14 protein-coding genes are annotated in these 24,573 nt (G+C 34.2%); 11 read left to right on the forward strand and 3 right to left on the reverse strand.

Annotated elements, in window-relative coordinates; translation table 11 throughout:
• Positions 1 to 512 precede the first annotated feature (512 nt).
• The 3 genes from ABJD27_RS19425 to ABJD27_RS19435 form a co-directional block, all read right to left on the reverse strand.
• The gene (locus ABJD27_RS19425; protein WP_348172635.1) at positions 513 to 2,987 is read right to left on the reverse strand and encodes a TonB-dependent receptor; all 2,475 of its coding nucleotides are present in this window, start codon (positions 2,985 to 2,987) and stop codon (positions 513 to 515) included.
• 4 nt (positions 2,988 to 2,991) lie between these two features.
• Positions 2,992 to 4,692 carry a M23 family metallopeptidase gene (locus ABJD27_RS19430; protein WP_348172638.1) on the reverse strand — a complete coding sequence of 567 codons (1,701 nt, stop codon included), beginning with the start codon at positions 4,690 to 4,692 and terminating at the stop codon, positions 2,992 to 2,994.
• A 120-nt stretch (positions 4,693 to 4,812) separates the two neighbouring features.
• Positions 4,813 to 6,441: a carboxyl transferase domain-containing protein gene (locus tag ABJD27_RS19435; protein ID WP_348172641.1), complete on the reverse strand. Its 1,629-nt coding sequence runs from the start codon at positions 6,439 to 6,441 to the stop codon at positions 4,813 to 4,815.
• A gap of 222 nt (positions 6,442 to 6,663) precedes the next feature.
• On the opposite strand from ABJD27_RS19435, the gene ABJD27_RS19440 reads away from it, so the two are divergent.
• From ABJD27_RS19440 to ABJD27_RS19490, 11 genes are all read left to right on the forward strand, one after another.
• The gene (locus tag ABJD27_RS19440; RefSeq protein ID WP_348172643.1) at positions 6,664 to 6,846 is read left to right on the forward strand and encodes a CAL67264 family membrane protein; all 183 of its coding nucleotides are present in this window, start codon (positions 6,664 to 6,666) and stop codon (positions 6,844 to 6,846) included.
• 10 nt (positions 6,847 to 6,856) lie between these two features.
• On the forward strand, positions 6,857 to 8,212 hold the full coding sequence (tilS, locus tag ABJD27_RS19445; RefSeq protein WP_348172646.1) for a tRNA lysidine(34) synthetase TilS: 1,356 nt from the start codon (positions 6,857 to 6,859) through the stop codon (positions 8,210 to 8,212).
• Positions 8,193 to 10,226 carry a cytochrome c biogenesis protein CcdA gene (locus ABJD27_RS19450; RefSeq protein WP_348172649.1) on the forward strand — a complete coding sequence of 678 codons (2,034 nt, stop codon included), beginning with the start codon at positions 8,193 to 8,195 and terminating at the stop codon, positions 10,224 to 10,226. Before tilS ends, ABJD27_RS19450 begins: the two co-directional genes overlap by 20 nt.
• 3 nt (positions 10,227 to 10,229) lie before the next feature.
• Positions 10,230 to 12,071 carry a CocE/NonD family hydrolase gene (locus ABJD27_RS19455; protein ID WP_348172652.1) on the forward strand — a complete coding sequence of 614 codons (1,842 nt, stop codon included), beginning with the start codon at positions 10,230 to 10,232 and terminating at the stop codon, positions 12,069 to 12,071.
• 1,007 nt (positions 12,072 to 13,078) lie between these two features.
• Positions 13,079 to 16,702 carry a hypothetical protein gene (locus ABJD27_RS19460; protein ID WP_348172655.1) on the forward strand — a complete coding sequence of 1,208 codons (3,624 nt, stop codon included), beginning with the start codon at positions 13,079 to 13,081 and terminating at the stop codon, positions 16,700 to 16,702.
• Between the two features lie 16 nt (positions 16,703 to 16,718).
• A complete protein-coding gene (locus tag ABJD27_RS19465) occupies positions 16,719 to 20,870 on the forward strand; it encodes a DUF6443 domain-containing protein (RefSeq protein ID WP_348202089.1) in 4,152 nt (1,383 codons plus the stop codon).
• A 31-nt stretch (positions 20,871 to 20,901) separates the two neighbouring features.
• Positions 20,902 to 21,531 carry a hypothetical protein gene (locus ABJD27_RS19470; RefSeq protein WP_348161881.1) on the forward strand — a complete coding sequence of 210 codons (630 nt, stop codon included), beginning with the start codon at positions 20,902 to 20,904 and terminating at the stop codon, positions 21,529 to 21,531.
• A gap of 461 nt (positions 21,532 to 21,992) precedes the next feature.
• Positions 21,993 to 22,466: a hypothetical protein gene (locus tag ABJD27_RS19475; protein WP_348161879.1), complete on the forward strand. Its 474-nt coding sequence runs from the start codon at positions 21,993 to 21,995 to the stop codon at positions 22,464 to 22,466.
• 261 nt (positions 22,467 to 22,727) lie between these two features.
• On the forward strand, positions 22,728 to 23,051 hold the full coding sequence (locus ABJD27_RS19480) for a hypothetical protein (RefSeq protein WP_348161877.1): 324 nt from the start codon (positions 22,728 to 22,730) through the stop codon (positions 23,049 to 23,051).
• Between the two features lie 208 nt (positions 23,052 to 23,259).
• Positions 23,260 to 23,907, forward strand: a complete 648-nt coding sequence (locus ABJD27_RS19485) for a hypothetical protein (RefSeq protein WP_348161875.1) — start codon at positions 23,260 to 23,262, stop codon at positions 23,905 to 23,907.
• Positions 23,900 to 24,175, forward strand: coding sequence for a hypothetical protein (locus tag ABJD27_RS19490; protein WP_348161873.1), 276 nt, complete (start codon positions 23,900 to 23,902; stop codon positions 24,173 to 24,175). The genes ABJD27_RS19485 and ABJD27_RS19490 overlap by 8 nt, the downstream gene beginning before the upstream one ends.
• Positions 24,176 to 24,573: the final 398 nt, after the last annotated feature.

A 24,573-nucleotide genomic window follows, 5' to 3' on the forward strand; every position in this document is an offset into this window, starting at 1 on the left:
AAGACTAGCGACTAAAGAGGACGCTAGTCTTATTTCGCTTCTAGCTAGAATTACTTTTACAGAAACTTTTGGACATCTCTTCAGAGATAAAGATGACTTATCACGTTATTTTAGAACTACTTTTGCTGTTGATAAGATTGAACGTAGCATAGAGAAAGAAACGACTGTTTTTTGGATTGCTTTTGTCAATAGATTACCAGTTGGGTATGCAAAATTAAAGTTAGATTCTCCTTCAGAGTTTATAAACTCTGAAAAAGTATGTCAACTTCAAAAAATCTATGTTTTAAAAGATTTTTTATCTCTTAAAATTGGACTCAATTTACAAACAGAACTTCTTACAAAAGCCAAAGAGCTAGCTTATGATACTATATGGCTATCGGTACTTCACAGTAACGAACGCGCTATTAACTTTTATAAAAAAAATGGATTTACGTTTATAGGAAATCACGATTTTACAATCGGTAAAGAGTTTTTTGAATTTATTGCAATGTGTAAGAGTTTAAAACCATAGTCTATAACTTCATAGATACTCTCACATTAAATACTCTAGGAGTTAGAAAGTTAGGAACAGCAAACTGTTGACCAGAATTTGCATCACGTACAAACGTATTTGTGATAGAATTTAATCTGTCAAATATATTGTAGATTTCAAATCCAGCAGTTAATTCTTTAAATGGGTGTAACCAATGTCCTTTACTAAACTGTTTTTTATCATCTGCAAATACATAAGAAATACCTAAATCTGCTCTAAAGAAATCACGTAATCTTGGTAAATCTTCAAAATCATAAGGATCTACATTACTAGGTGTTCCTCCAGGTAATCCTGTTTGATAAACCATATTAAGATATAATCTAGCACTAGGGACTGTTGGGATATAATCCTGAAATAAGAATGCAGCCTTAAAACGTTGATCTGTTGGTCTTGCTATAAAACCTCTATTGTCTTGGTTTTCTTCAGCGCGAAGTATTCCGACACTAATCCAACTATCTGTTCCAGGTACAAACTCTCCATTAAGTCTAGATTCAAAACCATAGATGCGGGCAGTGGCATTGTTATTTGCTCTATAACGTATACGCACGTTCTCTAAAGTAAAGGTGTTTACATCTGTAAGATCCTTGTAAAAGGCTTCATTTACCCATTTAAACTTTCCTCCCCACATGTTAAAACTCCAATCATGACCAATAACAGCATGAATAGATTTTTGTGCTTTTACATCAGGTACAACTTCGCCTACAGCATTACGTAACTCTCTGTATAATGGGGGTTGTTGATATACTCCACCAGAAAGTCTAAAGATCATGTCTTTACTCCATTCTGGCTTTATACTAAATTGCGCTCTTGGGCTAAATACTGATTGAGAAGAGCTCTCTAATCCTTGTCCACTTACTGTCCATTGATGTGCTCGTACTCCTAGATTAAAAGAAACTTCATTGCTTCCCCATTCTGTACGTTTGGTATATTGTGCATATCCAGAAACACGATCTATTTGTACATCATTTCTAGCTCTTACACTTGTAAATGGCTCTATAGGTCCATCAAAAGGGTTGAATGGTTGATCGTTTGCAAAATCAGAAATGAAAGGACGTACAGAGAATCCAGCCGAATCAATAATTTCGTATTCTCGTAATTGATCACGTATATCTTCGTGTGTGTATTTTATACCCCAATCTATCTGATCTTCATCTTTTGCATACGTTCCTTTATGTTCAAGATTTATAAATAAAGCATCTAAGAGGTTACGGGCACTTCGTAATTGCCCACCAGCTGCTTGTGTAAATTCTACATCTCCTAAGTCTTCACTTCCTATATTATTATCTGGAGTACCTAAACGATATTGAGCTAGAATATCAAAAAACTCTTGTTCTTGACTTTGATACGCAGATCCTATAAGTTTTAGTGTCAAGTTCTCATTAACTGTATGTGTTGCTTTTAAGGCACCAAAGTAAGTTTCGTATTTGTCTTCTTCTTGGCCGTCAAATAAGATTAATAAACTAACTGGGTCTGCTAAAGTTCCAAAATTTGTTTGACGATTTAATGGCTCAAAATCATAATCGTTTATAGCAATATTTCCTAAGAAGTCAAGTTGGAATTTTTTTGAAAACTTATATGTAATAAACGTTTGAGCATCAGCAAAAATTGGATTGATATTACTTTCTGTTTGTCTAGAGGATACTAATAATCCATTATTACGATATCTAAAACCTCCAATAGCAGTAAGCCTACCATCTTTTGAAACACCCTCTACAGAAGCTGTAGCTCCCAAAAGACTGGCATTTAGAGTTGCTCCAAACCCAACAGGTCTTCTATATGAAATATCAAGCACAGAAGCTAGCTTATCTCCATACTTCGCTTGAAAACCTCCAGCACTAAAAGAAACACTTTGTGTAAGATCACTATTTACAAAGCTAAATCCTTCTTGTTGACCAGAACGTATTAAGAAAGGACGATATACTTCAATCTCATTTACATATACTAAGTTGTCATCAAAGTTTCCTCCACGTACATTATAATTAGTACTCAATTCATTATTACTATTCACTCCAGGAAGTGATTTTATTAGATTTTCTACCCCTGGTTGAGCACCTGGAATCTTACGGATTGTTTCTGATGATAGTGTAACAACTCCTTGTTCCCGCTCTCTTCGCCTATTTGATGTAATGACTACGGTACCTAATTGTTCTGTATCTGTTTTAAAAACAGGATTAAATTCGATATCGGCGTTTGCAGATAAATTAAAAGTTTGTGTAATGTTTTTAAACCCTACATAAGAAAAAGTAATCGTTACTTCTTGATTTGCAGGAATTTCTAGTATAAAGAAACCATTGTCATTTGTGACTTCTCCATTATTGCTATAAGAAATGTTAGCTCCAGGAACAGGTGTTTGATTTTCGTCTAATAGAATACCTCTTATCGTTGCAGTCTGACTGTAGACTGTAGTCAAACAAAAAAGGAATGCGAGGACTGGTAAGTAGTATCTTTTCTTCAAGAGATTATTTTTTTCTAAAAAAGGTTGTTTCAAATGTAGTACTATTTCCTACATTATCTGTGACAATTAATTTTAAGTTGTTTTCTGTATCTGTAACGACATTATCATTAAAATCGTGTACTAATGTTTTTGTTTTATAATCATACTCCATAAGTATGAATTTCCCATTTACGGTTGCTCTAAAGCTTTTTATACCGCTTTTATCATCTTCTATTTTAAATTTAAGATAACGATATTTAGACATCCATCTCCCTTCTGCTACATTTTTGGGAGTAATTACAGGAGGTGTTTTATCTAGACCTAATGAGTATGTCCCAAATTTTCTTGTAGATACAGTGAGTTTATTATCTTTAATCCTAGTATTAGTATAGTATACTTCATTCTTATAATTAAGAATCCCTAAATAGAGTTTCTCTCTATCCTCACCCGTATAACCAGATAAGTCATATTGTATTGTAGCATTTTTATGCAATGGCGTTTCTTCATTATGAAATATAATCGTGTCAGAACTCACATTGATATCGAGAAAAATATCATCATATAAAGCTCCTTTTGGGATATATATATCAAACTTACCTTCAGAAAAACTATAATTCTGATTTGAATATGCAAAATGATCTGTAACAATCTTTTCAGATGGTTTTGCTAGACTATCTAGTACTCCAACAATAGGAATACTTATATGCGTATCATTACCTACATAATCTTTTATCTCAATATCATATTGATATGAAAGACTATCAATAATCGTAAGATCTCCTTGGTCGATTACATTTTTATAGATACTTAATGGATTATTTTTTTCTACAAATAGCTTTTGAACACGATTTTTCTTTTTGATAAATCTAGAATAATCAATCATCCTATTAAGATAACGTGTTTCCGCAAAGGAGAATTTATCCATAATTAGCAAGAAGTTTTCTTCTCCGTTAACCGTCGTTCGTATTTGGTAAATTCCGTTTTTGTTATTGGCTCCATCTTGTTGATCAATGGTGCTTATTCCAAAACCTATTCGGCCTTGTGCTTTTACTTTTCCTGTAATAAAGCTACTGTCTTTTTGCCTAGTAAGTCTAAGTTCTACAGGTTTTTGAGCATTATTGATAAATGAATTTTCATCTAGTGGATATGCAAAAACTTTAGAAATCACTGGAGGTTTATGATCGTTTACATCTATCCCAAATAAGAATGGGTTCATCGGTCTCGCATTTACATCTCTTATTTCATAATGTAAGTGAGGACCACCACTACTTCCTGTGTTTCCACTATATGCAAGAAGATCACCTTGAGCTACATTGAGCGTTCCAGAGGTAGGAAATATTTCGATCTCATACTTCTCTTTCTTGTACTGTTTGGCTTTAATATATGCTTCTATCTCAGGACTAAATTTTTTAAGATGCGCATATACCGTTGTATATCCATTAGGATGTTGCACGTATATTGCTTTCCCATAACCGTAATGAGAAATTTTAATACGGCTTATTGTACCAGATGCAGATGCATATACGTTAAGCCCTTCCTTGCGTTGTGTTTTGATATCTAGTCCGCTATGGAAGTGATTGCTACGTAACTCCCCAAAAGTTCCAGCCATCACTAGTGGGATATCTAGTGGGTTTTTAAAATAATCTTTAGGAATGTCAACTTGACCATATCCTAAGACTGTTGTAAAAAAGCATAAAAGATATATTCGTATTCCCCTTTTCCCCATAGATTGCTAATGTATATAAACCTTTTCTAAATGTAAAACTTGTAATTCCTTGTTTTAGTATGGTTATATACGCTTTCGCGAAAGCGTATACAGAAACAGTACTCATTTTAATAAAAATTATTAAACCTGAATGACACCAAGATTAAAAGGTTTTTCTATGGGTGCGTGATCTGCAGCTTCTATTCCCATAGAGATCCATTTTCTAGTATCTCTTGGGTCTATAACAGCATCTGTCCAGATACGAGAAGCAGCATAATATGGAGAAATTTGGGCGTCATAACGCGCTTTTATTCTGTCATATAATTCTTTCTCTACTTCTGGTGTAATTTCTTTTCCTTGCTTTTTAAGTGAAGCCGTTTCTATTTGTAATAATACTTTGGCTGCAGAGTTTCCACTCATGACAGCAAGTGCTGCACTAGGCCAAGCTGCAATTAATCGTGGATCGTATGCTTTACCACACATGGCGTAATTTCCTGCTCCGTATGAGTTTCCGATAATGATTGTAAATTTTGGAACCACACTATTTGAAACCGCATTAACCATTTTTGCACCATCTTTTATAATACCTCCGTGCTCACTTTTACTACCAACCATAAAGCCAGTAACATCTTGTAAGAATACCAATGGAATTTTCTTTTGATTACAATTTGCAATAAAGCGAGTGGCTTTATCTGCACTATCAGAATAGATAACGCCTCCAAATTGCATTTCTCCTTTTTTGGTTTTTACAAGCTTGCGTTGGTTGGCAACAATACCTACAGCCCATCCATCTATACGAGCATATCCCGTAAGGATGCTCTGTCCGTACCCTTCTTTATATTCATCAAATTCAGAATGATCTACAACGCGTTTTATAATTTCGCGCATATCATATTGGTCTGCTCTTGACGCTGGAAGAATACCAAACATTTCTTCTGGATTTTCTTTGGGTAATGCTGCTTCTGCACGATTGTATCCTGCTTTTGTATAGTCACCTATCTTATCCATTAATTTCTTAATGGTATCTAAGGCATCCTTATCATCTTTTGATTTATAATCTGTTACTCCGCTTATTTCACAATGCGTAGTCGCACCTCCAAGCGTTTCGTTATCTATACTTTCTCCTATAGCTGCTTTTACAAGGTAACTTCCTGCAAGGAAGATACTTCCTGTTTTATCTACAATAAGCGCTTCATCACTCATAATAGGGAGGTAAGCTCCTCCAGCAACACAGCTTCCCATAACAGCAGAAATTTGAGTAATACCCATACTACTCATCACTGCATTGTTTCTAAAAATACGTCCAAAATGTTCTTTGTCTGGAAAGATTTCATCTTGCATGGGTAGATATACACCAGCACTATCTACTAAGTAAATAATAGGGAGTTTATTTTCTATTGATATTTCTTGAGCTCTTAAGTTTTTCTTTCCTGTAATAGGAAACCAGGCACCAGCTTTTACAGTAGCGTCATTTGCAACAATGATACATTGCTTTCCTGAGACATATCCTATTTTAATAACCACACCACCGCTAGGGCAACCTCCATGTTCTTCGTACATTCCATCTCCAGCAAATGCGCCAATCTCAATACATTTTTTTGGATCATCTACAAGGTAATCTATACGTTCTCTGGCTGTAAGTTTTCCTTTTGAATGATGTTTGTCAATACGTTTTTGACCACCTCCTAATTTTACTTGGGCAAATTTTCTTTTTAAGTCAGAAAGTAAGAGTTTATTGTGATCTTCGTTTTTATTGAACTTTAAATCCATAGGTTAAAAATGAGCTATTTTATGTTTTGTGTGTTAAAAAATGATTCTATAAGAAAGCTACTATATTTATAAATAAAAAGAGTAAATCTCAAATATTGTTCGAATTTACGAAAATCGTATAGTTTCTCCTTGTAACGTTTATCAAATTTAGTCGATATTTGTAATTCGATCCCTTGCTAAGTCGGTTGTTTTTACAATTACTTAGCAACGTAAAAATAAACTATGGGAATGAATAAGAATACAGTGCTCGCTTGGGCAACTTTTATTATGGTTTTTGTTGGATTATCTCTTATAGCTCTTGGCGCTTTCAGATATGACGATGTAGCTGGCTGGGGCTTTGCAGCAGTAGGAATTGGTTTTTTTGCCATTGCTTGGGTATTTAACGCTCTCAAAGGTAGAGTGTAAGTTTTTTGGTATGCTGCTCGATGCGTTTCAATCTCACCTCAAACAACAGTTTCCTTTTCTAAAACAACATACGCGTTTATTAGTCACGGTAAGTGGAGGACTCGATAGTATTGTATTATTACAGCTATGTGTCGCTTCAGGTTTAGATGTAAGTGTAGCGCATTGTAATTTTAATTTGAGAGGAAAAGAAAGTGATGGTGATGCATTATTTGTAGAAGAACAAGCCAACATATTAAAAGTTCCTTTCTTTATAAAAGGATTTGATACGTCCGCTTACGCAAAAAAACATACCGTTTCTACTCAAATGGCTGCTCGCGATTTGCGATATGCGTGGTTTAAAGAACTGGCAATTTCAGAAAACTTTGAATACATTCTTACAGCACATCATAGCAATGATAATTTAGAAACCTTTCTTATAAATGTATCACGGGGTACAGGTCTTGATGGTCTTATGGCTATTCCTGCTATTTCTGGTAATGTATTGCGATTGTTGTTACCTTTTTCGCGAAAGCGTATTTACAACTATGCAGAGGAACATAAAATTACTTGGCGAGAAGACAGTAGCAATGCATCTGATGCCTATGTGCGTAATGCGATGCGTCATCATGTGATTCCTGAATTGGAAAAAATACGCCCAGATATATTACATACTGTAGAAAAAACAATTACTCATGTACAGCAATCTGCTAGTTTACTAGAAGCATATACACAAGAACTTAAGAATCGATATTTTTATCCGTTAGACAGTCTTATGGGGCCTAGAGCTATTTGTCTAGATATTCCAAAATTGATGGAACATCCAGATCCTAAAGCTGTACTGTATGTATTGTATAAAGAATGTGGATTTACATCTTGGGAAGATGTATATCATTTACTTAATGCTCAATCGGGTAAACAATTATTTTCAAGCACACACCGTTTGCTAAAAAACCGAACGACATTACAATTATATAATTATAGTAAAGAAGTAAGAAATAAAACGACTTCTTTTCTAATTCCTGATGGAGTACAACGACATCAGGGGGATTATGGTGTTTTATTTTTTGATAGGGTAGATACGACGACAACTGTCTTAGATAGTGAGATCTATGTAGATGCTTCAAAAGTGCAATTTCCGATGACGATACGCCGTTGGAAAGAAGGTGATTTCTTTTACCCCTCTGGTATGCAAGGGAAAAAGAAATTGAGTAAGTTTTTTAAAGATGAAAAGCTATCTTTGGTTGCCAAAGAAAATATCTGGTTATTATGTAATGATACTGATATCATTTGGGTCATTGGGCATAGAGCAGATGGGAGATATCAGGTAGATACAAACACAGAACAAATTATAAAAATCACATATTCATATGATGCGCAAGACGCTTAATATACTATCATTACTTATTCTTACAGTAACGGTTGCTACAGCACAAGGTTTTGGAGGTGGGCAGGAATTTGGGAGTGGTAAAAAATACGATCCTGTAAAATGGTCTGGAGAGGTAGAAAAAGTATCGGATACGGAGTACGTATTACATTATGATGCTAAAATTAAAGATAAATGGCATGTCTACAGTCAGTTTACCCCAGAAGACGGACCTATTCCTTTGCATTTTGAATTTTTACCAGAAAGTGGAGCTACCTATACACTAGACGGGCCCGCAAAAGAAAGTGATACACATAGAGAATACAGTGATATTTTTGAAGTAGATGAGGTGTTTTGGGAAAAAACGGCACGACTCTCTCAGAAGATAAAACTCAATGATAATACTACAAGTGTTATAAAATCTATTATAAAACATCAGAGTTGTATAGAGGACGGTGTTTGTATCAATCAAGAGTTTTATATCGTTCATGATTTAGCAAAAAATGAAGTAAAAACATTTACAGATTATACGGCTTTTGAGGCATATGGAGGCACTTCTACAGCTGATGGGAATAAGGCACCGCCAGAAGAAAAAGAAGATAAGGGGTATTTGATTATCTTCTTAGGAACACTATTGGCTGGGTTATTAGTGACATTTACACCTTGCGTGTTTCCTATGATTCCTATGACGATTAGCTTTTTTATAAAGCAAAATGAAAATAAATCAAAAGGGAAATTTAATGCATTATTTTATGGCTTTTGTATTGTTGCTATTTATGTGTTAATCAGTTTACCCTTTCATCTTTTTGAATCCTTAAACCCAAATATATTCAATGCTATTTCGACAAATGTATATTTGAATATTTTCTTCTTTTTAGTATTTGTTGTTTTTGCAATTTCCTTTTTAGGAGCTTTTGAAATTAACATCCCAAACAGTTGGGCTAATAAAGCAGATAAGGCATCAAGTGGAGGAGGACTCTTAGGAGTTTTCTTTATGGCATTAACTCTTATTATAGTATCATTTTCGTGTACAGGTCCGGCATTAGGATTGGTCTTAGGAAGTGTATTATCTACAGATGGCGGTGCAACTATTTTAACCATAGCAATGCTTGGCTTTGGTTTAGGATTAGCATTCCCTTTTGTATTATTTGCATTGTTCCCGAGTTGGTTAACAAACCTTCCAAAATCTGGAGGATGGCTTAATACAGTAAAAGTGGTATTTGGACTTATAGAGTTAGCACTTGCCTTTAAGTTCTTGTCTAATGCAGATTTGGTATTACAGCTTCATTTGTTAGAAAGAGAAACATTCTTAGCTATTTGGATTGCTATTTCGGCAGTACTTACCTTATACCTACTTGGTAAGATTAAAACCCCTCATGATGATGAAGGGTCAAGACTTTCTGTAGGACGACTATTACTAGGTATAACGACCTTATGGTTTACCTTATACCTTATTCCTGGATTATGGGGGGCACCTTTAAAATTAATAAGTGGTTTTCCGCCACCTATGGAATATAGTGAGTCTCCTAACGGAATAGGAAATTCTAGTGTCGCAGATATACAATTTAAAGATGGTTTGCCAGAAGGAGGTCATGTATTACCTAATGGGATTTTGGCTTTTAATGATTATGAAGAAGGACTCGCCTATGCAAAAACGGTAAATAAAACTGTTTTAATTGATTTTACTGGACATGCCTGCGTAAATTGTAGAAAGATGGAAGAACGTGTATGGATAGAACCTGCCATCCTTGATATCTTAAAAAATGACATTGTATTAATTTCTCTTTATGTAGATGATCGTCGCAAGCTTCCTGAAGGAGACCGTTACGTTTCAAAAATTACTGGAAAACGTGTACAAACGATAGGTGATAAATGGAGTGAGTTTCAGACGATACGTTATCAAGCAAATGCACAACCCTATTATGTCCTTATGGATCACGATGAATCTAACTTAAATACACCCGTAGGATATACCCCAGATGCCGAGGAATATAGAGCTTGGCTTAAAGAAGGAATAACACGATTTAATAATAATTAATAGATGAAAAAGAGATTATTTTTATTAGTATTTGTTTTTGCTTTCGCGAAAGCGTACACACAAGAAACCTATGATGTAAAAGCACATTATACAAAACAAGAGGTGGATATAAAGATGCGTGATGGTATTACATTACACACGACTATTTATTCTCCAAAAGATACTTCAAAAAAATACCCTATGGTGATGCAACGTACACCATATAGTAGCCGTCCATACGGAGAAGATCAATTCCGTTCTAAAATTGGACCTAATAAATATATGATGGAAGAAGGGTATATCATCGTATATCAAGATGTACGTGGACGCTGGTTAAGTGAAGGGAAATACGACAATATGAGAGCGTATATCCCTAACAAGAAAGATGGAGAAGTAGATGAGGCTAGTGATACGTATGATACCATAGATTGGTTAGTGAATAATGTCGCAAATAATAATGGCAACGTTGGTACTTGGGGAATATCATATCCAGGATTTTATGCTACGTATTCATTATTAAGTGAACATCCAGCGTTAAAAGCGAGTTCGCCGCAGGCATGTATCGGTGATTTCTTTTTTGATGATTTTCACCATAATGGGGCTTATTTATTAAGTTACTGGAGAGCAACTGCTTTATTTGGATATCAAAAAGAAGCACCAACAACAGAGGCTTGGTATGCATTTCCAAAAATAGATAGTGATGATCAATTTGATTTCTTTTTAAAGACAGGGCCGTTATCAAATCTAGATGCCTATTATGACGAGACCAATGAATTTTGGACACAACTTAAAGAACATCCTAATTATGATGAGTTTTGGAAGTCTAGAGGAATTATCCAACATTTAGAAGATATCAAACCTGCTGTAATGACGGTAGGAGGACTTTTTGATGCAGAAGATTTATATGGCCCTTGGGAAACATATAAGAATATAGAAAAGCGTAGTAATAATTATAATACGGTTGTTTTTGGACCTTGGAGTCATGGAGATTGGGCACGAACTAAAAAGAGACAAGCTGTAGGGAATGTGTATTTTGGAGATGATATTTCTGATTACTTCCAAAAAGAGCTAGAAACAAAATTCTTTAATCATTTCTTAAAAGGGATGGGAGGGAATGAAACGAGTTTACCTGAGGCTCATATATTTGATACAGGAACTAAAGAATGGAAATCTTTTGATGTATGGCCTCCAAAGACGATGATGGATGCTACTTTTTATCTCGATGCTAATAACAGACTTTCGGGGAGTTCATCTACAAGAAATGGAGCCGAAACGTTTGTGAGTGACCCTGCAAATCCAGTTCCTTATGCAGAAGGGAAGAAAATGGTATTTACACCTCGTAAATATATGAGTGATGATCAACGTTTTGCTGCAAAGCGTGATGATGTATTAGTGTATGAAACACCAGTACTTGATGATGAGGTGACACTTGCTGGAGAGATTATGGCTAAGCTGGAAGTGGCGACTACTGGTACATCTGCAGATTGGATTGTAAAAATTATAGATGTATATCCAGATGATGTTCCCAATACAGAAGAAACAGAAGAAGGTATGCAAATGGCTGGATATCATCAGATGGTACGTAGTGAAGTGATGAGAGGTCGTTTTAGAAGAAGTATGGAACGCCCAGAAGCTTTTGTTCCAGGAAAAAAAGAAGAAGTGTTTATAAAGCTACAAGATGTATTACACACTTTTAAAAAAGGACATAAAATACAGATCCAAGTACAAAGCACATGGTTTCCGCTTATAGACTTAAATCCACAAACGTATGTAGATAATATTTTTGAAGCAAAGAAATCAGATTTCACAAAAGAAACACATACGGTTTTTCATAACTCTAAAATCGTTTTTAACATACTTAGATAGTCATATCAGTACTTCTATAACAAAAAAAGCACACTATTACAGTGTGCTTTTTTTGTTATAGAAACGTCATAAAACGGAAAAACACCCCGCTAAGTCGCGAGATGCCTTTCACCCCCTATAATTGTAATATGTGTGTAAGTTGGCTAACACACATAATTTATGTTGTATTCTGTGCAGTAAATAGTGTTTTTATAAGAAAAACACCCCGCATGGTTGCGGGATGCCTTTCACCCCTAAATTAAATGGTATTGTGCGTTTTAATTTTTTAAACACTCAATTAAAAGTTGCACTTCCCCCATTTGATGAATCTAAACAAACCTTTACTGTTTAATAGTTTAAATGTATAACAAGGTTCTGTTGTAGAAAAGGGGGAAATGCCCCTATTTTGAATTTTCTGCCCATATATTTTGTGTATTTATAGGGGTAAAAAAATGCATATTAACATAATTTTAAGAATTAAAATCCTTTTGTCGATATTTTTATACATTTTGTAGATTTTCTTAAAATCCTTATTTTAAGAAAAAACGAATAGAATAGCATATTTACCCTATAGATAATAGTGTTTATGCATAAGGAAATAACACCATATATTACAGAGAATTATGTAGAAACATATCGAAGGTCTTTTCATGAATTTGAAAGAGAGCTCCGAGAGAATTCAATATATTTATTAGAACACCTCTCTTTTTAGGTTATGTTTCAAAAGGCCTCTTTGACTGATATCATTGTCATTCAAGTAATACGCTGAATAATAAATAGATAAGTGGAATTAATCTCTGCTTTTTCAGTAGCTTCAGCAACAAAATGTTAAAGCTTCGCATTAATTCTCTAGTTTTGTGATTATAAATTTGAAATGCGACTTTAACTGTCATTTCAAACGAACAAACCACCCACATTTATTTATCGAAAACAACAGATACGTCTGTGATTTATTCTTATATGACCATATAAGAGGTAATCATACATGTGTCTAATAATCAAATTAGTAATTATCATATCCTTATGTTATGAATAGAAAGTCATTGTTTTTATCTTTTATTTTTTTAGTTGTTATGTGTTGTCCTATTATGTTAGGACAACAAGCAGCATCAGCCATTGATGCCATTACACCTACCACCCCAGAAGCTGGCACTTTAAGTAGAGCCGGTAATGTTCCTATCAACCCTGCTACTGGACAAATGTCTTACAGTGTACCTATACATGTAATACAGACAGGAGGATCATCTTGGCCCATTTCTTTACAATATAATTATGGAGGGTTTATCGCAGAGGCAAAACCATCCCTTTCCGGATGGGGTTGGAATCTTAATGCCTATGGCTCTATTACAAAAGTAACAAGAGGGTTACCCGACTTTCATCCTGATGGGTATTATGGAGAACATAACAGAAAACAGATTATAGATCAGTATGTAGCTACAAATAATATAGAGGGGATGCCTTTTGAATATTTCTGGAAATTTGTAAATAACGAATATGACTCAGAAGCAGACAAATATATTGTTAATGTAGGAGGCGCTAACTTTTCCTTTAAAGTATATATCGATCAAAATGATGGGCAGTATAAAGCACATTTCCTGTCTAATCATAATTTTAAGGTAGCTATAACCATGCAAAGCTCTCCTGTAGAAATAGGAAGTTTTCAAGTTACTGATGGTCATGGCACTATTTATTATTTTAATTCAGAACATAGAGAATATGTAGTTGATCCACAGGACTCTGGACATCCTTACAATATAGATAAAACCACTTCTTGGTTACTCTCTAAGGTTGAGTACATAAATGGTCAGGATATTCAATTTAATTATACTCCAGATGATTATACGTCTTGGGATTTCTCAGCATTTGCCTTTACTTGGGATGGAGCTACTGGAGCAGATCCTAATCAAGTTGGGACATTTCTTGATGACTATATAGGAAATTATAATGATAGAATGAATAGTACTGATATGCAGCGACAGATTTTAACGTCAATTACATTTCCAAAAGGATCATTACATTTTGAAACAGCTACTGGTCCTAGTGGGCATAAAGTATTTGATGCTATTACCTTAAAAGACCATACCACTGCGGTTGTTAATACATTTGAGATAGATTATCAAGGTGCTAGAGATGCCTTAACAGAAGTTCGTAAAAATAACGAACTCTTGTTTGGTTTTGATTATCTAGGATTAACTAATGGAAATATACCTGGTTTTTATGAATCTCCTACCAATAAACCTTTAAACCAAGATATCTATGGTTTTTATAATGGGTCTAATAACAATCAAGAAGCTATTGACTATGCTTTTAATGAGCAAGTTGATAAATCCATAAAGTTTGGAGAAACTCGTAAAGGGGCAATGTCAAAAATTATATATCCTACGGGAGGACATACTTCTATTGAATATGAACAAAATACCGTAAAGACACCTCTACTTGAGAGTGATGGATCTGGATCTAATGGTGGTTTTAATAGGCAATTATTTTTAGAGTTAAATCCAAGTGCCGATAATGATGAAAGACATATAGAGGTTACCCATACATTTGATTTCCCAGTATTTGCTTCTATGTCACATTCAATTGTTGGAGATGTGGCTTCTGGAAATGCAATACATATGGAAGTACTAAGAATAGGAGGTGATGATGTTTCAGAGTATTTTAATTGTTATCCAGGGACTGTAGCATTTCATCCTTGGTTTCCTTTTACTGCAGAAGGAGAGCGTAATAGAATGTTACCTCCAAATCCTTCAATTCCTAGAATTTGTGATCAATTTTACCCAAACCCACCTCTTACCCCATTTTTGTTAATCGGTATGGAACCTGGCAATGGTTGTCCAGATTGGAATGTAGATGGTCCTACAAATGATTGGTTTGGGTGTACAAGTCGGTATACAATTAATCAACAAGGAAATTCTGGAACTTTCTGGCTTCTACCTGGAACGTATCGGTTTTTAATATCTACTCGTGCCAATGGGAATGCAGATAGTGAATCAGGAAACACTGTTGGAGTTTTTTCAGAAGGATCGTTACAGGCACATATCCGTCTTCAATATCAAATTCCACCAAATGTTAATGAAGATGATGACCCAGAGAATTCTTTTGTAAATGACTTGACAGGTGGTATCCGTGTAAATAGAATATCAAATCACGATAAAGGGGGAGATAAAAAGACTGAAATCATCTATGATTATAATGATGAACAAGGACTCTCTACAGCCGAAGAAAATCAAATCCCTAATAATGTAGAATCCCACCAAATCAATCTCACTTTAAACAATGGAGCTTATTATGAAAGAACAGACACCTACTATAAATTAAATTCTTTTGGTGCTATGGATGCCCATAATGGAGTTCCAGTATATTATAAACGTGTCAAAAAATACTATGCTCAAGTTGGAACGAGTACCACAGAAGGAGAAGAGGAAGAAGGCGGAGATACTCCTATAGGACCTACCAATCCTGATATCCCAATAACAAATACAGATATACCTAATACCAATGGTGTTGAAATCTTCGAGTATGAGATGCCCTTAGAAGATAGAACGTATAAATATCCTCCTAGACCTATACATCTGGATAAGAGTAAGGCAAAACTACGAGTACAAAAAATGCTAAATAATGAAGGAACTATTGTTTCTAGTCAGACAACTACTTATGAAGAAATACGTCCTTTGTCTAGTAATGATATTGACACAGACCCTTCTGATAATATTATTACAGATACCCATGACGAAAGTAATAATCATCCATGGAGTTTTAAAATTCTTGCTAAGCAAGAACGAAATGTAAATGAATTTTTATACTGTTACATACCTGGAAATCAACAATGCTATGGAGCCATAAGAGAACTCTATGATGTTGTTCGTTATAAAGAAATTGAGAGTTATTATGAGGTAGGACATTCAGAATCTACAACAGATGGATTAGTGACTACTGTTGAGTATGTACGTGATCCTTTAACAAATTTCACACTACTCAAAGAACAAAAAACAACAAATTCTCAAGGAGAGTTACAACGTCAAGTCTATGAATACCCTAAAGATAGAACTCAGGAATTGCAATACCTTTCTATGATAAACCGCAATCAGGTCTCAATACCTATTATTCAAAAAACATATATTGATGATCTGGTTACAAGTATTCAAAAATCAGATTTTATCTTCCAGAACAATGGATATCTTATTAAAGAAGTAAAAGCCAATAAAGGAGACGTTCCTCTTTCAGATTTAGAGAGTAAATATGTAATTAATTCATATGATTCTCAAGGAAACATACGAGAATACACTCCAGATAATGGAAGTCCTATTTCTATTATTTGGGGATATGACAAACAATATCCTATTGCCAAAATAGAGAATGCTACCTATGCAAATGCGATCTCTGGACTGACCACTTTTGAGCTTACTCAGATTCATAGTCCGTCATCAGATGCTGCGTTACAATTGGTACTCAATACCATTAGAGAGAATAACCCTAATGCACTAGTGACGACCTACACCTATAAACCTCTCATTGGGATTAGCTCTGTTACAGATCCTCGTGGATATACCATGTATTATCAGTATGATGCGCAAAACAGATTAAAACTGGTCAAAGATCAGGACGGGAAAGTCTATAGCAAAAACGAGTATCACTACGGGATCAATAACTAATAAAAATCGGAAACAGATGAAAAAATTAATCATTACCATCGCTTTAGCGATTCCGATGCTTGTTATCGGACAGACGCAAACAGAAAATTATGTAAAAACTACGGTATATCAACAAGCTGTAGATCAAGGGCAAGAAGACAATCTTGATGCCTCTCAAAAAATAGAATCCATTAATTATATAGACGGATTAGGAAGACCAAAACAGGCAATTGCTGTACGAGCAGGAGGTGCAGGTCAAAACATTATCTCTTATGTAGAGTATGATGACCTAGGAAGAACTCCTAAACAATATCTTCCATATGCCACTCAAACAGAAATTACAAATCCATTAGATTTTGTAGATCAGCAAGTACTTAAACTTAATATTGAAAATTTTTACAATACACTTAAGTATGAAGATACTGAGAATCCATTCTCAGAAATGATCTATGAAAATTCACCTCTTAATAGAGTACTAGAACAAGCTGCACCTGGAAATTCTTGGGCACTTGCAGATGGCCATACTATTAAAATGGAGTATCAAAACAATATCGCAAACGAAGTACGTTATTTTGATGTTACTTTTGCTGGAGGTGACACAGCAGTTCCTTTACTGACTCTTTCGGGATATTATATGGTCAATGAATTGTATAAATCTGTTACTAAAGATGAGAATTGGACGTCCAACTCTGGGAATAATCATACCATCGAAGAGTTTACCAATAAAAGCGGTCAAGTACTTTTAAAACGTACTTACAATGATAATCTCACACACGATACGTATTATATCTACGACGATTTTGGAAATCTAACTTTTGTACTTTCTCCAGAGGCAAGTAATCAAATAATAAATGGAGATACTCTCGCGAGTAACTACCAGGAGATTTTAGATAAGTTTGGTTATCAGTACAAATACGATGATCGTAACAGACTTATTGAAAAGAAAATCCCTGCAAAAGGATGGGAATATATTTTGTATGATAAATTAGACCGTCCTGTATTAACACAAGATGCCCGCTTACGCGAAAACAACCAATGGCTCTTTACCAAATACGATGCACTTAATCGTGTCCTCTATACAGGGATCTATCAAGCTGCCTCAGGAAATACAATAACATCTGCACAAAACACCATTAGTGCACAATCTAGCTTTAATGAAACCCGTACTTCTGATCCAATCATTATAGCAGATACAAATGCGTATTATTCTAATGGAGTATTCCCTACTACAGGAATTACATTACATACCATTAATTATTATGACACCTATACAGATCTTTTAGGTTATGTCTTGCCAGATGTTGTTTACGGACAAGAGCTAACCGATGCTACTCAAGGGCTTCCTATCGTATCTAAAGTACGTGTGCTGAATGATCAAAATGACTGGATTACATCTGTTACAGGATATGATGATAAAGCGAGACCTATTTATGGAGCAAGTTTAAATACCTACCTCAATACTCAGGACATCTCTGAAACCTTATTAGATTTTACTGGAAAAGTAGTAGAGAGTAGAGCTACACACCAAAAAGGAAGTCATAAAGGAGTCGTGACTATAGATTATTTTACCTATGATCATCAAAATAGACTCATCACTCATATGCAACAGATTGATGATGAACCTGTGCAACTCATTACAAGTAATATCTATGACGAGTTAGGACAATTAGAATCAAAACATGTAGGAGGACAGCTTTTTGAAAGTGGATATACTGACCTTGTAGGTGTAGAAGAGATAAATGGAGGAACGATACTTCAGAAAAATATCGCGGGGAATAGCTATAATGCAGGATTTGCTACCATTGGAGAGTTAGAAGAAAATGGAGGTTTATCATTTACAATACCTAATCCAGAAGACGAAATACGAGTAGGATTATCAGATATTAATAATAGTGTCAGTCCTACAGATATAGACTATATGTTTATATTAACCCCTATTACGACTCCTAATGTATCTAGATATAGAGTATATACACGTAAAGCAGATGGGAGTTTTGGTTCTCCACATGTAGACGCGACATATACGATAGATAGTAATTCGTTTTCTATAGAAAAAGAAGGAACTCAATTACATTTTATCCAACATGGGGTGGTCGTATATAGTCATACACTCTTAGACCCTAATACATCTCTTATAGGGGATGTAAGTCTTAAAACTCCAAACGCACAAATAAGTAATATTCATTTTTATGCAACAACTATTGATAAGAGCTTGCAAAAAGTAGATTATAAATACAATGTACGTGGGTGGCTTACCGATATTAATGATATAAACTCCGAAGAAAGAACACCACCTCTGTTTAACTTCCATATCAATTATGATGATACTGTAAAAGGAGATGCAGGAGCTCCTGGACAAGCAGTACCTCTTTATAATGGAAACATCTCACAAACGATCTGGAAAAGTGCAAACACAGATAGCAAGAAAAGAACCTATGGTTATAAATACGATGCTTTAAATCGTATCAATACTGCTTATAGTAGAAAAGGAGTAGACCTTATGGAATATGATCATTATAATGTCTCAGGAATAAACTATGATAAAAATGGAAATATTCAGGCCTTAACACGTCAAGGGGATTACAATGGAAATGCACTTACCATGGATGATCTTACATATACCTATCTGGGAAACCAACTACTAGAAGTAAGTGATAATGGACATGCTAATTTAAAGAAGAATGGTTTTTTTGATGGGAATACCTCTGAGGGTGATTATGTGTATGATGTAAACGGAAATATGATTGCAGATAAGAATAAGGGAATTACTACGATAGCATACAATTACTTAAATCTTCCTACGTTTGTTAAAATTAATACTATAGATGCAGAGGAAAATGTACAAGATGGAACTATTACGTATATTTATGATGCCACAGGAATAAAACTAGCAAAAGTGCTTCGAGATAATATTACGCTGAGTACCGTGACCACCTCATATGCAGGTGGATATATCTATGAAGATACTAATGGACTAGAAGCATTACAACTATTCTCGCATCCAGAAGGATATGTAACACCTGTAACAATAAAGGACGTTGCTGGTCATCAGTATGCCTTTAATTATACCGATCATTTAGGAAATGTGAGACTCACTTATGCCGATAGCGATGGTGACGGAACCATAGATCCTACTACAGAAATTATCTCAGAAAAGAATTACTATCCCTTCGGATTACAGCAACAAGGGTACAACGACGTGGTTACTTCCAATTCTAACTCCATGGCGGAGCGTTTTATGTTTAATGGAAAGGAAAATAATTCAGAACTCGGACTTGAATTTTATGACTTTGGAGCTAGAAATTATGAAGCTTCTTTGGGAAGGTGGATGAATATTGATCCACTCGCGGAAGCAATGAGAAGACATTCTCCATATAATTTTGCATTTGATAATCCTGTATATTTTACAGATCCTGATGGAATGATGCCACAAGGTAATTGTGATTGGTGTAAACAATTTTTTGTAGACTGGACGATAGGTACTAATATTGGACACCGTAATTTTGTAAATAATACTGTTGATGGAGCTCTTCTACTTTTAAATCTGTCTGGCATTAATGGAATAGATTTGGCTCAAGGAAATTTTCAAAGTATATTTGATCGAACTGGAGCTGTAGTTGAGGGTGCTGTTGTTGGTGCATTTATGACTGCTTATAATACTGTAGATGGTGCAGGCGATGTTATAGATGGACGTGTAGTTGAAGGTGCAGCAAAGATGACAGAAGGATTTGATAATGCAGTTCTGGCTGCTGCAACAGAAGGTGTTCTTAGAGGAATACCTGCTTCAAAAACAGCAGTACCTTCCGTAGCGGAACAAGTAGTTACAGAAGCTAGACGAGTCAATCCTAATGTAAATACAACTACTCTTACACCTGGCCCTAATGCTGGAAGAAGTATTCAAGCTAGAAGTAAAAGCCAAAGTTTTAGAGCTGGAGAAAAGAGTGCAATAAATGAGATTGGTGCTACGGACGGATGTCACACTTGCGGTTCTACAACATCTGGAAGGGCTTCTGGAAATTTTACTCCAGATCATCAGCCTGTTAGTTCATTAGTTCCAGATGGCACCCCACAACAATTATACCCTCATTGTGCTTCATGTTCATCATCACAAGGAGGTATAACAGGAGGATTAATTCGTAGAGGTTATGATTCTTCGAGAATAAATGGAGTAGTTACTCCATTTAATTGAAAAACTAGTTATAATTGCTTATTATCGCACTATGAATGATTACGTAATATTAGAATTAAAAGATACTTTTGTAACACAAGGTCTTGATACAATATTAAAAAGGGAATTTCTTATAAAAAATGGTGAGTATTCTGTAGATAAAGTTAAGATTATTATAGACTACATCTTAAAATACTTGAATGAGAGTGGTAATGAAATTAAAGATCAGGAAACTTTTGGATGTGGTTCTTGGCTTATAAAATTTGTTTTTGATAACACGTATATTCAAATTCACGAATTAAAAGATGTTATAAATGATAAAAATGTCTATGAATTTGATGTAACGCTAACCAGTACCTTTTTTAGTGAACAATTTGATTTATGCCAAAAGTATGGTTTAGTTCCAAAAATACCTCTCTTATCACAAAAAGCAGCTGTTTCTAAAGAAATCTATAATGGAAGTGAAGTAAATGGTGTGAGATATAAAGCTCCAGAGTATATGACAGGTTGGTATCTAACTTCTAATTCATATAATGGAGATGTTAAATCATTACAGGTAGAAAGCATATTTTATTTAATAAAAGCAAGACCAGACTTAGTAAAGTATCTCGCTTTACCTGTTGGATATAGATTTTATATCGATGAAGAAGGAGATGATGTTTGGAGAGATGAAGATCAATAATAATAGAAAGAGGCTATCTTGATTTTAGATAGCCTCTTTTTTATATTCAATTATTCCAACCAAATCTCTTTGGCTTTGTTAAATCCCCGCTAGCGCTCGTCTGTGACGGGTGCCGTATGGGGTAAGCAGTAAAATAAATTTAGACACAAAAGCTATACATATAAAGTACGTATAGCTTTTTGTGTTTTAAGGATGTGGGTACTAAGAATACATTTAAAAGATAGGGAAGATGATGAGTAGCTTTTCGCGAAAGCGTAAAAAGGTAAAGAAAGAAGTATATTTATGATGCCACAGGAATAAAGTTTGAAAAATGTTTGTGGACACTCGTTGCAAACAAACGTAGCGAGGATTACTTTACTCAATGTAAATGCAAAAGATGTAACGCTTTCTGTTGGGATACCTAGAACTCAAATGTCTACAACTAATGAAAAACCAGAATTTAAACCAATGTTTCAATAATTATGAAAAATAAGATTTTTATTATTTCCTTAGCTTTAGTAATAGCTTTTGTTATTTTTTTTACAACTCCAAAATTGTATAATAAAGATAAATTTGGAATTAATTATAATGATTTTAGAATAGAAAATAATATTCCAATATTAGATAATAGTTGGCTTTCAAGAAATGATAAAGCTCTATTCGAATATTACAGTGTAGATACTTTAAAATATGGGCATATTAAAAAATATTTAAATTTAAATAAGAGTAAAGTAGGTTCAGAAAGAGATGTTTTTAAATTAGAAGGAACTACCATATTATCTCTTTTCGAGAGAAACGATAATAATAAAGTTTTATATAAGATTGAAAATCCAAACAATGGTTCGGTAAATATTTTTCAGTCAGAGAAAAAAGTGATAGATAATAAAGAAGCTAATAAGTTATTGAAAGTTTCAAATGTTGATTTTCAATTTGACGAATCTTGGAATCAAGAATAGGATAATAAGTTCCCCCCGCTAGCGCTTGTTTGTGACGGGTGCCGTATAGAGTAAGCAGTAAAATAGAATTTAGATACAAATAGCTATATGTAACATACATATGGCTTTTTGTTTTTTTTAAGAAGTTACTGTATGACTTTTTACGAACCTGCCTGTCGGCAGATAGGAGCATAAAAAATAAATAGTTTAAAAAGTTATATTTATGACGCCACAGGAATAAAGCTAACTAAGGACACGTCTAGAAATGGTGGGTAACAAAATATGAAAGGTTTAGATCAAATATGGTTAGGTATAATAGAGATTAAGCCTAAAAACTTAAATACTGTTTTGGAAGATTCTTTAGGAGCTTTTGTGAATGTAGCATATAAAGCTTATTCCAAAGATCATTTTTTATCTAAAGTTAAAGATACTTTTTTTGAAAATGACTTTGAAGTTTTGGATGTTGATGATATTGGAACTATATATAATACAGCTATTGATAATGAGACCGAAGCTGAAAAATTAGAGTTAATTAATGATATAATTAATCAAGGTTACGATTTTTCTTGGGGTATTTTTCATACCTATAGTGATGAAGAAGAGTAAGTAATAGATAAGATGTATTAAAAACGCTCATCATATAAGATGGGCGTTTTATATATTCAATTATTCCAACCAAATCTCTTTGGCTTTGTTAAATCCAACCCAGTTCTGATCTTTATCATATCCACGAGCAGATAGACTATAACGGATAAGTTTTTCTCCATATAATTTTGCGTTTGATAATCCAGTATTCTTTATTGATCCAGACGGAATGATGCCTTGTCCTAGTGGTGATTGCCCTAAAAATGAAAGGCTATTAAAAAAATTAAAAGAAATACAAAGACAAGGAGAGTTTCATGATATTATAACTGACATCCAACTAGCACAAGCCTTTGTAGTATTTACTCCTGTTGTAGGTCAAGCAGTTTCAAGAACCGCAGGTACTCTAAATATGATTAATGGGCGGATTTCTAAAAAAATGAAAGAAAGAATAAGTGAAATTGACAATGAATTACAGATATTAGAAAATCAAAGAGATAATATTCTTAACGGAACAGAAGTTGAAAAAGAAGGAGAAGAACCAGAAGTCGATCTAATTCCTATTTCCGAATTTGATACTGAAGAAAAAATAGATTACATGAAGTCATTTTTAGAAGACTCAAGAGCTATTTATCAAGACGATTTAGATGTCTCTGAAGGAATGTCAGAAGCATTATCTAATTTTACAACGAGTGGAGCTGTACTAAATATAACAACAGCCTTTATTTCTGAGCTTAAAAATAGCCATGTTAGTAACGAAGAGCTTTTTAATTCTCTATTAAATTATGCTAATGATATGGATAAACTTAATGGGCAAATGAGGGCTCTTGTTAGAAATAAAGCTTTTCAAGAATATATAAAAAAAAATAACGATGAATAAAAAAATTATAAGCTTAGTTATTTTGATAATAATTGTATTTTTTTCATTTAAAACATATAGTTTATCTAATGAATTGAAAGATAATTATAACAAAATTAAATTATTAGAAGAAGATATAGCTAGAACAGAAGGAAATACAAAAAGAATGAATATGGGAGTCTTTAATAAGAATGCTAAAGAGTTCAATTCTATAATCAACAGCTTTCCTAATAATATTATAAACTCGACCTTTTTAAATTATGAAACTATAGTTTACAAGAAAGAATAGTAGGCTCGTTAGAAATTATGACACTCCCCGCTCCCGCCAGTTTGTAACTGGTGGCGTTAAGAGTGATCAAATCAACTAAATAAATATGTAAAAGCTATACGTGTAATACGTGTAGCTTTTTATGTTTTAGGATATGGGTATTAAGAATACATTTAAAAAATGAAAAAGATGATGAGTAGCTTTTCGCGAACCTGCCTGTCGGCAGACAGGAGCGTAAAAAAAGATAAAGAAAGAAGTATATTTATGACCCCCCCGCTAGCGCTCGTCTGTGACGGGTGCCGTATGGAGTAAGCAGTAAAATAGAATTTAGATACAAATAGCTATATGTAACATACGTATGGCTTTTTGTTTTTTTAAGAAGTAGTTGTATGACCCCGCTAGCACTCGTTTGTGACGGA

It is taken from the genome of Dokdonia sp., assembly GCF_039945015.1.
Lineage (GTDB): Bacteria > Bacteroidota > Bacteroidia > Flavobacteriales > Flavobacteriaceae > Dokdonia.